Origin of the sequence: Fulvivirga ligni, from assembly GCF_021389935.1 — a bacterium.
GTDB classification, from domain to species: domain Bacteria; phylum Bacteroidota; class Bacteroidia; order Cytophagales; family Cyclobacteriaceae; genus Fulvivirga; species Fulvivirga ligni.
This window is the reverse complement of the sequence record NZ_CP089979.1, coordinates 4,586,313-4,598,184: the sequence shown is the minus strand read 5'-3', so window position 1 is coordinate 4,598,184 and position 11,872 is coordinate 4,586,313. Positions and strand designations below refer to the sequence as shown.

Below are 11,872 nucleotides of genomic sequence, written 5' to 3'. Positions count from 1 at the left end.
ACTATGAGATATTTATTTATAATCGGAATGATGAGTCTCTTAATTATGGGGTGTAAAGAACTTGACCTGGCCCCGGAAAACTCATTCACAGACTTAAATTACTGGACCACAGAGGACAGAGCGCAGAGTGTGCTAAACACGGCTTACTCACAAATGCTTACCTCTAACTACTTCTTCTATAACGAAGCCCTATCAGATAATGCCTATAATGGAAGAGGTGATGTGGCTGGAGCGGCCTCACTGGCATCAGGCACCTATGATCCTTCTCTGGCGCGGTTAAAAGATGAGTGGAATTATCACTACCAAGGGATAAAGACCTGTAATATTCTACTGGATAATATCGACAGAATCACTGATATGGATGAAACTACCCGTGAACAGATGAAAGCTGAGGCCAGATTTATCAGGGCATTCCAGCATTTTCAGCTGATGACATGGTGGGGAGATGTGCCATTATTGGAAACAGATATTGATATTGTAACGGCCCTTACAGTGAGTAGAACGCCAAGAGAGGAGGTTTTGGAATTTATATTATCTGAGCTTGAGGATGTTTCTCTGATTCTACCCAATAAATCGGATTATGCGGCAGCAGAGAATGGTAAGATTACAGCAGGAGCCGCTATTGCTTTGAAGGCCAGAGTGTTATTGTATGAAGGCAACTGGAATGGAGTGATTACGGAATGTGAAAAGTTAATGAACTCATCAGATTATGGGACTTACAGTTTACATCCCTCTTATGAAGAATTGTTCCTGCCGGAATATCAGTTTAATAATGAAGTTATTTTAAGCCTACAGTACGTTCCTCAGTTAAGAACTTGGGGTGAGTACTTTGATTTTGCCCCACTTTCCACCGGTGCAAGGCTAAATGCCATGGCCCCAACTCAGGAGCTGGTAGATAGCTATTTAATGCTTAATGGCGATGAAATTGATGATTCAGGATCAGGATATGACGAAAATGATCCTTATTCTAACAGAGATCCTCGCCTAACATATACAGTAGTGTATGACGGCTATGAGTGGGAAGAGCAAGGAGGTGATTCACATACTATCTATATAGACCCAACCACCGCACCTGATGGTCAAAAATTGGATGTGTATAGTTCAGGATCGTCTTCAACAACTACTGGTTATTATTGGAGAAAATATTATGATCCTACTCATCAGGCAGGCTTTGCTTCAGGTCTTAATCTTATTCTGATAAGATACGCAGATGTGCTACTTATGTATGCGGAAGCCAAAAATGAAGTGAGCAAGTTGGGGGCAGCAGATTGGGATTTAACCATCGGAATGCTTAGATCAAGAGCTGGATTTACTGATGCTAATGCATTGGATTATGATGCTGCACTGAGCCAGGCTGAGATGAGGGAGGTGATCAGAAATGATAGAAGAGTAGAATTGGCGATGGAAGGCCTGAGGATATTTGACATCAGGCGCTGGGGTATTGCTGAAGACGTGCTTAACGGCTGGGTACACGGGGCTCAGTTTGGACCGTCAGAAATAGATAATGGCTATCTAAGGGTAACTCAAAGATCATTCGATCCATCAAAACATTACTTATGGCCAGTGCCTCGTGATGAAAGGAACATCAACACCAATTTAGGTCAGAATCCTAACTGGTAATTGACCCAAACCAATCAATAACATTTAAAATAAGAAGATGAAAAATATATATAAGTCAATATTACTCTTACTAGCTGTAACCTTAGCAGTTAGTTGTGATGATGAAAATACGTTTTCAATAGGAGATGTAAACCCTGTAACCGATCTATATTCACCAAGTGATAATGCATTTTATGACCTGGAAGCCAATAGCTCGGTGGTTTTTGAATGGGCTGCTGCTGCCACCACTGATAATGGAGTGGTACTTTATGAGGTATATTTTGATGTAGAATCAGGTGATCTTTCTGATCCAATATACAAAACAGCCTCTGATGGAAATGGGTATTCACGCTCACTTACGCTCACCTTTTCAGAGCTCAATAAGATAGCAGGATTAGCCAATATAGGTAGAGGAGCCTCTGGAAAACTGAAATGGTCCGTGGTGGCCACAAGAGGCGTTGATGAAACAAGTGTTCAAACTTCAAGGTTGATCGAGGTACAAAGGCCATCAGGTTTTCCTGTGCCTGGAGAGGTGTTCCTAGCCGGTACTGCCACAGAAACTGGCGATGACATGGCGAATGCACGAGCCTTTAAAAAGACGGGTGAAAGCACCTTTGAGATTTATACTACCCTTTCATCTGGAGAATATTTTGTGGCTGATGGTAAAGATGGAGAGGCTCAAACTTACTCTATTGTTGAAGGTAAAATGAAGGAGGGTGGTACAACTACATCGGCCTATTCAGGTGAGACAGTTCGTTTAATCCTGGATTTTTCAAATGGAAATGTACAAATGGATGTGGTTAATAAAGTAGAACTGTACTTCTCACCGTCAGATGAGTATTTATTTGAATTACCTTATGTAGGCAATGGAACCTGGAAGGCCGAAAATCAGTCTATTGAATTCCAGCAGGAATCTTGGGGTAGGGATGAACGTTATAAATTTCGTTTCACCTTTAACACGGATGAATTTAACTGGTATGGAAGCGCAAATAGTGACAATTCACGCCCTGATAATGCTGGAGACGAGTTCTGGTACATGTATCCTGTAAACGACTCCCGTTGGGATTATGCCTTTAAGTTTGCCAGCGCAGTGGATAATTCTGTATCAGATGTCAGTGTGATGTTCAATGCTTCTGTGCCTGAATACACACACGTAGTTACCCCTAAATAATAAATTCATAGAATCATAAGCAGGTTTAATCATTTGAGTTGAGGTGAATGTGCCTGAACCGGATGATTAGATCTGCCTCTAAAATATTAGATCAAATGAAATTTTATCAAATCATAAAATTAATAGGGCTCTCTCTGATATTCATAATATCAGCCTGTAGTATTGATGACTATAGTCCTTTAAGAGATCCGGAGGCCAAAACAGATATTGAATATACATGGTCTGCAACGGCTGATTCTATGCAGAACGCCACCTATACCACTTATTTAAGTTCAAATGGAACCTTCAAGCAGGATAATCAGGGAAATGAATTTTTTAACTATTGGTGGAATGCACACATGGTTCATGTACTAATAGATGGATATAATCGCACTGCCGATAATGTTTACATCAGTAGAGCTAAAGCACTAGTCGAAGGTATTTATACCCGTAATGGAAGTCATTTCCCTAATGAATTTAATGATGATATGGCTTGGTTGGCCATTGCCTGTACCAGGGCCTATGAGGCATCTGACGATAATTACTTTTTAGATGTCTCCAAACTATTGTGGAGTGAGATTATTAAAAGCTGGAGTGATCTCTATGATGGGGGAATTACCTGGAAAACTAATACGCCATTGAGTAAAAATGCTGTTTCCAATGCACCAGTAGCTATTTTATCAATGCGATTGTACCAGTTAGATGGGGGCGAAGATTATTTTGATTGGGCCAAGAAAATATATGATTGGCAAAAAAACACGTTAGTAGATCCTGCTACTGGCCTGGTGTGGGACAACATTAACACCGTAGATGGTGATGTAGTAGTGAATAAAGATTGGATATTCACTTATAACATAGGTACTTATATTGGAGCTTCTTTAGAATTATACAATGAAACCAAAGATGCGGCATACTTAAATGAGGCATTAAAAACAGCTACTTCTATGATGACGAGTTCTAAGTTGACCACAGAAGGAATGCTAAGAGACGAAGGTCAGGGTGACGGCGGACTTTTCAAAGGGATATTAATAAGATATTTCACAACGCTCATACTACACCCAGATATTAACGAGGCCAATAGAAAGAGCTTTCAGGATTTCTTTCAGTTTAACGCAGAAACTTTCTATGAAAAGGGATTGAAAAGGCCATCTATGCTCAGTAATTCAAACTGGAAAACTTCTCCTGGAGATCGCGTAGATTTCTCTACTCAACTTAGCGGAGTTATGTTAGTGGAGGCAGCAGCTTTACTGCATGAGGAGGGACTGTTGGAGTAATTATAATCGCTTGAATATAACCATGATATACGAACTATAATTGTTTTTCAAAGTCAAATACGTTTCATTTGTGGAGCCACAAAAGTGGTGAAAGCCTATGTCAACTTCACGTGGCTGTTGAAACCTAAAACTATATAAATGAAGCACTTTTTTTGTTTTGTCTTAATCGCCTTAACAGGCTCAGCCTTTGCGCAAAAATCTAAAACCTCAGGAAACCCCATCTTCGAAGGATGGTATGCAGATCCTGAAGGAATCATTTTTGACGAAGAATATTGGGTATATCCCACTTACTCAGATGCTTATGAGAAGCAGGTGTTTATGGATGCTTTCTCTTCTAAGGATCTTATAAAATGGAAGAAGCATGAGCATATTATTGACACGGCTGCAGTAAAGTGGGCCAATAAAGCCATGTGGGCGCCGGCTATTATAAAAAAGGATGATAAGTACTTCCTGTTTTTTGCAGCCAATGATATTCAGAATGATAACGAAGAAGGTGGTATAGGAATAGGAGTGGCCGATAAGCCTGAAGGTCCATACAAAGATTATTTAGGTAAGCCATTATTAGATAAATTCCACAATGGAGCTCAGCCTATAGACCAGTTTGTTTTTAAAGATAAAGACGGTCAGTATTACATGATTTATGGAGGCTGGCGCCACTGTAACATCGTGAAGCTAAAAGACGATTTTACCGGTTTTGAGCCTTATGATGATGGTTCTATATTCAAAGAAATTACTCCTGAGAGTTATGTAGAAGGACCATTTATGTTTATCAAAGATGGTAAATACTATTTCATGTGGTCTGAAGGTGGCTGGGGAGGCCCGGACTACAAAGTGGCCTACGGTATTGCTGATTCCCCGTTTGGACCTTTCGAAAGAATAGGAGTAGTGCTACAGCAAGATCCTAAGGTGGCTACCGGCGCAGGACATCACTCTATGATTCATGTGCCTGGAAAAGATGAGTGGTACATCGTTTATCATAGAAGACCATTAACAGAAACTCACCATAATCATAGAGCTACTTGCATTGATAAAGTAGAGTTTGATGAGAATGGATATATTAAACCTGTGAAAATTACTTTTGAAGGAGTGGAAAAGAATAAGATCGATTGATCTTATTGAACTGATTCAATTGAAATTTTACTCAATAATTTCATATTAACAGGATCGGAAATGTCATACTGATAAATGCCATCCGGTCCTGTTACTATAAGCAGGTGGCTTAACGGGATAACATCGAAAGACTTTATCTCTGGCAAGAACTGCAGCTCCTCAATATCATCAGCGGCATTTACATCAAATATTTTCAAGCCGCTCTCTCCCTCAGTAACATATAGAACCGAATCAACCATTCCCAACCCGTGTGGGTTAATCATTTCTACACGATGTACGAGCTGTGGGGCTGTAAGATCTCTAATGTCAATTACTTCAAGTCTGTTTACTCCTTGTTGGCAAAAGTTCTCAGATCTAAGGGTCACGTAGGCCAGAGTATCTTGAGCTATCACTGGGTCACAAGATACCACATGCTCATATTTAGAAAGAAACTCAGGAGTTCCATCACTTCCGATCTTATAGATTAAAAGTCCTGTTTGTGTGCCTATAAACAGATTTCCTTTCATGAAAAAGATGGTTTCTGAGTCAGTGGCGAGGTTAATGTCGCTCACAAACTTCGGCTCCATAGGGTTTTCCAGATCAAGAGTGATCAGTCGGTGAATATCTACCACGTAGAGGTAATTGTTAGAAATGGTAAATCGAGCTAGAGACCCACCTTGCCCTTGCTGATCAGAAGGAGCCAGGCTACCATTGGAGTCTTCACACTGGCTGAATAAAACCAGAATGAATAGGAAAAGTGTTATATTCTTAATTATGACACGCATATCTATAGTAAATTGAATCTAATTCCCAGCTCTTTACAAAGCCTAGGTCGAAGTCAGGACATTGATAATATACATCTTCTGCAGGCGGTAGTGCCTCGGAATATCCATAAGTATGAAAAATACCATCTTGCTTACTTACTCTCAGACTATCAGCATTGATAGAATTTAAGTCTAATGTCAGAAGGTTTGGACCTTGATCAGCGTATAAAATGCCATTCTTGATACTAATGTCATTGTTGCCATATATGGAAACGAAGTATAAGTACTGAGGTGATTCTGGATTGATATTGTCATAAACATGTATGCCAGAGCTTTTCTCATTGATAAACAGCTTATTCTGATATACATATATTTTACCCGGTCTTCTTAATGGTTGCTGTGGCAGTACATTGAAAACCTCTTGTAAGTCATTGGTGTATACAGGTTTATAACCCCAAACTTTACTATCATTTTCATAATCACTGTAGCAATCAGAGGCTGAGAGTATAAAGGCACAAAGGGCTAAGGTCAATATTATTTTAAGTGCTTTAAACATAGATGATTCTACTTTAGTATAATATTATTAATTTTTTTGATTAATCCATCGATATGTTTAACGAATTAATAATTCGTTAACACAATCCTCATGTTACTCATCGCCATTTTATGCAGTTCGTGGCTAAAACTTGCAGGTCGTCGCCCTTTAGTTTCTACTTTAAATGGCAAACACTACCTTAGTATCAATTAAAGCCAACTATAGACAACAAAAAGCCCCATTGGACTAGGTTCATTGGGGCTTTTTGTTGTTTAAAGGTGTCGATGAACGACATGTTGTGTTCACTTATCGGCACTTTCTGTTATTTCGTCGACCATAAATGTCACTTTAACTGGAAATGATTTCAAAAAATCATTAAGCCTATTACATTAGTATCAATTAAAGCCAACTATAGACAACAGAAAGCCCCTTCAGAACTAGGTTCGAAGGGGCTTTCTGTTTTTAGTCTATTTTTGAATTATAACATCTTCATGAGCTGAGCTTCCAAATGGGCCGTTAGTTCTGCATTAGTAATGGGCTTGCTATTACTAATGGAGTTTTTGTAGACCAGCTTGCCTTCAGTGTCAATCATAAATATTTCCGGTTGACCTTTTATCATAGCAGTCCATGGTGACAATTTGCGAAAGTTACTACTACTAATTACAACTGCTGAACTTTCTAAGTCAGTTATATCTGATTTACCATAGAATATGATTTGGACCTCCGGATATTCTAGTTGTAGCTTTTTAATTACTTCCACTACTTCTTTGTCACGCTCTCGATCGGTGTTTAATGTCACCAACAGTGACGTCTTATCTTCGAATATTTCGGCTGCAGATAACTCTCCCTTATTGGTTTTAAATTTAGCTTCTGCTGGAAGGGTGGTGCCAATGAGGCTCGGCGTGATCCAATACATTTTAGCAAACAAACCTGAAGGCTGAAGTTGACCTTCATAATCAAATTTTAATGTGAAGAAATGATTGTCGGTAATATGAAGGCCATAATAACCATTATAGGCATTGAGCAATACTGGGCTTCCATCCGCTGCTGTGGCTTTTATATTCAGCTTAGATTGATCAACACCCACATCTAATATTAAAAAATACTGACCTGATGGATACGAATCCTTAAACTCGGTCTTTTCCGCCATGGTGACATTATAGAAGGTTTTAATTTCAGCAAGGGTGTCTTTCACATTATTCACATAGCTCTGGGCACCGGAAGAGAAAGATATTAGGACGAATAAGATGATGCAAATAGTTTTCATATGAAGATTTTTTATAATAATACACATATTTCACATAATAAGCGAGGTATAAATATCATTAGTCGGCATATAAGGTAATTTAACTGTAGATACTGCTAAGAATAGATATAGGATTTGTGATGATAAGGCGGAGGTATATCTTAGTATTAATTAAAGCCAACAATAGACAACAGATTACCCCTTCAGAACCAGGTTCGAAGGGGTTTTCTGCTTTTATGGGTTTATGCATTTAATTTTATAGTATAATATCAAAACAAGTTATCGATCATATAAGCAGTTCAACTGCCTGTTATGGATCAAATAGATTAGGGATGGCACAAGAAATTATTCAGTATTACCTTAGTATCAATTAAAGCCAACTATAGACAACAGAAAGCTCCTTCAGGACCAGGTCCGAAGGGGCTTTTCTGTTTTAAATGCCTGCCGAATTATTTTGTCATTTCAAACAAGGGGAAATATCCCCTTAGTAAAGGGTCTATTTCCTCTAACCTACTAAGTGAATCCTGTATACCTTTGAATCATGATTAGTTGTAGAAGTAAAAACTTTTCACGTTCAGGTTCATAAACTGTCTGGCAGGATGCGTTCCTGCTGGCAGTTTTATTTAAAAAAGAATTTATAACCCTTCACACCTATATTCTGCGATCACGAAAAAGCCGTCTGAATCTCCTCAGCGGCTTTTTCTATTTCATGTGCTTTTTTATTCTAAAAGGCACATGGTATTAGACACAATATGAATCTTATTGATTTTTGTAATCATTTGGTAATTAACGTTTTATGATTCTCTCTTGATTGATTTTTGTCTCTCAGCTCTATTTGAAGCACCTGAGTGACTTCATGTTGAGATTCCGACAGTATAATTAGGCTAATAGGTGTACTTTTTACATTCATTTATTATTCACCTAAACCCAATAAAAATGACAAAGCTTTTTAAAAAGTTTTATGGCACCATTGTGCCTCTTTCCTTATCTATTCTAATTACCGTATTTGCTTGTTCTGAAGAAGAACAGCAAATAAAGCCTCAGGAAAACGTAGATAATGAGTTAATCAATTTTCTTGTGAAATCTGGCTTTAATAAGGAGGATATTAAGCAAGAGGACGATCTGTTTATTATAGATGATGATATTCTCATCTCTAAGGCAGATGTTAAAAACTATGTAGCACAAGATGCTCTTTCTGAGGCGGATACGGAGCATTATCGTGGCCCTTATCTAGTGAGAAATAATGTGGTTAATAACATTAAATTCTTCATAGATGGATCAGTACCTAGTGGTTGGGCAAGCGCGGTTCGCAGAGCTGTAAATCAGTGGAACTCAATTAACGGTACCAGATTAGGGATGAGTGTGGTAACTAATAGAAATAATGCTAATACTATTATTACTACAGGTTACTCGGCAGATAACTGGGTGGCCAGAGCTTATTTGCCTGGATCTAACCGTCAGCCAGGTCATACTATGACCATCAATACCAGGTTCAACTACTTGGGAGCAGGTTATAAAACTTTTACCATTGTACATGAAATGGGACATATTTTTGGTCTCTATCATACAGATCAGACTCAAGGTACATTTATACCTGGAACGCCTGCTAGTGACCCTAACTCAGTTATGAATTCTTTTATTCTGCCTTGGAATGGGTTTACTAATGGAGATAAAGTAGCTGTAAGAACTATCTATCCGAATTAATAATAGTGTGATTGTTTGTTTAGTTTTAAAAGGCTGCCAGAGTTGGCAGCCTTTTTTTGTTCTTACTTCTTAATGAATCTCTTCATGACTTTGTTGTCATTAGACTCTATGCTTAAGAGGTATGTTCCAGCTTTCAAACCAGAAATATCTATTGTTTCAGAAGCATCTTTCAAGGTATACTTTTGGATGATCTGACCCATAGTATTTAATATACTACCTTTTATTTGCTCTCCCTGAAATCTGATATGTAATTCATTTTCAGAAGGATTAGGGTATAGAACCATTTCAGTATTGCTATCCATAGCAGTGGACATTTCAAAATTACCTGTACGAGCTTGTGCAGCAGGTGCTCCCGCTCCCTGATAGGTGATTTTGATCCAGTTGATATTCCATCCACCGGCAGCAGCATAAATTCCAAACGGATATGTACCTGCATTTACTGATACAGAATGAGAAATGGTGCTCCAGTTTTGCCATCCACCTGTGTTAGGAATATTTAAAGTACCTAAAACATTAGCGCCAGCGTTTAAGTCAGCAGATAATTGTCCGCCACCTGGTTGGCTAGCTACTCTGTATTCAATAAGGTAAGTACCGCTGTTAGGGAAGGTGATGTTGTCATAAGCCATCCAATCTCCAGCTTCGATATAACCTACATTTTCTCCACCTTCACTGCAAGCTTCTACCTGTACACCAGACATGGAAGAATAGCTTTCAGCTTGAATAGTGTTGCTACTTGCGGCAGCAGAGATCACTATTGAAGTGATTTGGTCATTCCAACCATCATCTACTAAACATGCATCATTTCCTGATTTTACCAGTGTGCTTCCTGTGAAGTTAGCATCCCAATAGAAAGTGGCCTGATATCCTGCCTGAATCTGAATAGATGATACATCATCATTTATTACACCAAGTGCTTGAAGATCACCCAGGTTGTAGCTTCCTACACCAAGACCTGCAGAGTATCCACCGTAGTTACAGTGCTGATATACTGTGGCTACCGCATTGTTGTTACCGCCAGGAGTTACATTACCAGTGATCCAGTAACTACCTAAAGAACCATAGTCAGAATATCCGTTTGTAGCAGGATTTCCAGCTCCGGTTCCGTCAACTCTGATATAGTACTTGCCAGCATTCAAATAGGCGTCAATATGCGTATTAAGGCCGCTAGGGTTGAAGGTACCGATAAGGTTACCACTGCCTTCATAAAGGTTTACCAGAATATCAAGGTTGGCATGTCTGCTTACGGTGTTTACATCTAATGAGATATTACCAGTACCACAGTTGAAAGAGAACATATCATAATCGCCTCTTCTTTCAATTACACCAGCTTTTTGAGCTACTACTCCTGATCCGTTTACGCTAAGAGCGGCGGCAGATCCTGTGTTATTTCCGTAGTCATCACCTCTGAAGCTGATATAGTCAGTCATTTTTTGAGTATCGTTCTCAGTGTTATTAGCGTAGGCATACTCACCCTGACTCCACTGAGCGATAGGCTTGTAATAACCTGCTCCCATAATCGGAGCCCAGTCTCCATGACCTAAGAAATATCCTTCGTTAGGGTTAGTTCTACCATCATGACCTAGTCCTAGCGTGTGACCTACTTCGTGAGAAGCAGCATCTCCTCCGGCTTTACCTGACATGATGAATACCCAGCATGGCCATTCGTTATAACCAAATGCACCTACATAGGCAACACCACCTGCACCCGGAGCAGGGTCATTAGCCGGTGTGAATACGCATCTTTGTCTTCTATTTTGAGCATAAGAATTGTAAACAGATTGGCTGGTGGTAACATTCACATTGTATGGACGGAAATCTTCAGCCACAAGCTCCCAGGCTTCTGTAATGGCAGCATCAGACATACCTGAAGCAGGTGCAGTCCAGCTGTTTCCATTTAACCAACCTGTACCGGCAGGTAGGTTATAACCATCAAAATCCAACAGAATACAAGCATTAGCTCCTGGAAGACTTTGTAGATTGTTAGCAGCTTCGCCAATTTCAAAATCCTGAACTTCTACATTGGTAGGAACTGCATTAGCAGGACCATTAGGATATTCAATACATACCACACGGTCAGCTCTTTTCTCTTCGATAAAAACCTCGCCGCCTTTTGAGGTATATTCAAAGGCATTTTTTTGACCGTCAATAACGATATTACCTTTAACTACACCATTATTCACTTTAATAAAGAAGCTACTCTTTTCAATGTTTCCTACCTTACCTACTAAAGTGAGGTCTTCTTTTGAAACATTCTCATAGCTTACCTGAAGCTGTAAAGTTGAATTGTCAGGTAGCTGTGCATCGATAGTGGTACCAGATGTGCGCTGGTTAAGGGTTTTGGAGCGATCAACCTTGCTCTTCAGCTGATCTTTAAAAGTTGAAACGGACCCTAAACGGAGCCCATCCTGTCCGTAGGTGACCGAAAAAAGGCCACATACAAGACAAAAACATAACATTTGAGAAATGTGTCTCATAATAAATTGGGTTTAGGTTTATAATTAAAAAAAGGGA

9 protein-coding genes are annotated in these 11,872 nt (G+C 39.3%); 5 read left to right on the top strand and 4 right to left on the bottom strand.

What is annotated here, in order from left to right:
- Positions 1-3: 3 nt before the first annotated feature.
- The 4 genes from LVD16_RS19235 (at position 4) to LVD16_RS19220 (ending at position 5,133) form a co-directional block, all read left to right on the top strand.
- Entirely contained in the window at positions 4-1,620 is a 1,617-nt protein-coding gene (locus LVD16_RS19235) for a RagB/SusD family nutrient uptake outer membrane protein (RefSeq protein WP_233769913.1), read from the top strand.
- Positions 1,621-1,657: 37 nt separating this feature from the next.
- Positions 1,658-2,770, top strand: a complete 1,113-nt coding sequence (locus tag LVD16_RS19230; protein WP_233769912.1) for a SusE domain-containing protein — start codon at positions 1,658-1,660, stop codon at positions 2,768-2,770.
- A gap of 95 nt (positions 2,771-2,865) precedes the next feature.
- Positions 2,866-4,023: a glycoside hydrolase family 76 protein gene (locus LVD16_RS19225; protein WP_233769911.1), complete on the top strand. Its 1,158-nt coding sequence runs from the start codon at positions 2,866-2,868 to the stop codon at positions 4,021-4,023.
- A 138-nt stretch (positions 4,024-4,161) separates the two neighbouring features.
- Positions 4,162-5,133, top strand: coding sequence for a glycoside hydrolase family 43 protein (locus LVD16_RS19220; RefSeq protein WP_233769910.1), 972 nt, complete (start codon positions 4,162-4,164; stop codon positions 5,131-5,133).
- Positions 5,134-5,135: 2 nt separating this feature from the next.
- Here the strand turns inward: LVD16_RS19220 and LVD16_RS19215 are convergent, their stop codons facing one another.
- From LVD16_RS19215 to LVD16_RS19205, 3 genes are all read right to left on the bottom strand, one after another.
- Positions 5,136-5,897: an LVIVD repeat-containing protein gene (locus LVD16_RS19215; protein WP_233769909.1), complete on the bottom strand. Its 762-nt coding sequence runs from the start codon at positions 5,895-5,897 to the stop codon at positions 5,136-5,138.
- A complete protein-coding gene (locus LVD16_RS19210; RefSeq protein WP_233769908.1) occupies positions 5,881-6,432 on the bottom strand; it encodes a hypothetical protein in 552 nt (183 codons plus the stop codon). Before LVD16_RS19210 ends, LVD16_RS19215 begins: the two co-directional genes overlap by 17 nt.
- Positions 6,433-6,889: 457 nt before the next feature.
- The gene (locus LVD16_RS19205) at positions 6,890-7,678 is read right to left on the bottom strand and encodes a hypothetical protein (protein ID WP_233769907.1); all 789 of its coding nucleotides are present in this window, start codon (positions 7,676-7,678) and stop codon (positions 6,890-6,892) included.
- Positions 7,679-8,593: 915 nt separating this feature from the next.
- Between LVD16_RS19205 and LVD16_RS19200 the strand changes: the two genes are divergently transcribed.
- Entirely contained in the window at positions 8,594-9,361 is a 768-nt protein-coding gene (locus LVD16_RS19200; protein WP_233769906.1) for a M57 family metalloprotease, read from the top strand.
- Positions 9,362-9,423: 62 nt separating this feature from the next.
- On the opposite strand, the gene LVD16_RS19195 is transcribed toward LVD16_RS19200, so the two are convergent.
- The gene (locus tag LVD16_RS19195) at positions 9,424-11,835 is read right to left on the bottom strand and encodes a carbohydrate-binding protein (protein WP_233769905.1); all 2,412 of its coding nucleotides are present in this window, start codon (positions 11,833-11,835) and stop codon (positions 9,424-9,426) included.
- Positions 11,836-11,872 lie beyond the last annotated feature (37 nt).

What these genes read in the sequence shown, in the direction of transcription:
- LVD16_RS19215 (WP_233769909.1), bottom strand. Translation starts at nt 5,897, where the DNA reads ATGCGTGTCATAATTAAGAATATAACACTTTTCCTATTCATTCTGGTT.
- LVD16_RS19220 (WP_233769910.1), top strand. Translation starts at nt 4,162, where the DNA reads ATGAAGCACTTTTTTTGTTTTGTCTTAATCGCCTTAACAGGCTCAGCC.
- LVD16_RS19210 (WP_233769908.1), bottom strand. Translation starts at nt 6,432, where the DNA reads ATGTTTAAAGCACTTAAAATAATATTGACCTTAGCCCTTTGTGCCTTT.
- LVD16_RS19195 (WP_233769905.1), bottom strand. Translation starts at nt 11,835, where the DNA reads ATGAGACACATTTCTCAAATGTTATGTTTTTGTCTTGTATGTGGCCTT.
- LVD16_RS19205 (WP_233769907.1), bottom strand. Translation starts at nt 7,678, where the DNA reads ATGAAAACTATTTGCATCATCTTATTCGTCCTAATATCTTTCTCTTCC.
- LVD16_RS19225 (WP_233769911.1), top strand. Translation starts at nt 2,866, where the DNA reads ATGAAATTTTATCAAATCATAAAATTAATAGGGCTCTCTCTGATATTC.
- LVD16_RS19230 (WP_233769912.1), top strand. Translation starts at nt 1,658, where the DNA reads ATGAAAAATATATATAAGTCAATATTACTCTTACTAGCTGTAACCTTA.
- LVD16_RS19200 (WP_233769906.1), top strand. Translation starts at nt 8,594, where the DNA reads ATGACAAAGCTTTTTAAAAAGTTTTATGGCACCATTGTGCCTCTTTCC.
- LVD16_RS19235 (WP_233769913.1), top strand. Translation starts at nt 4, where the DNA reads ATGAGATATTTATTTATAATCGGAATGATGAGTCTCTTAATTATGGGG.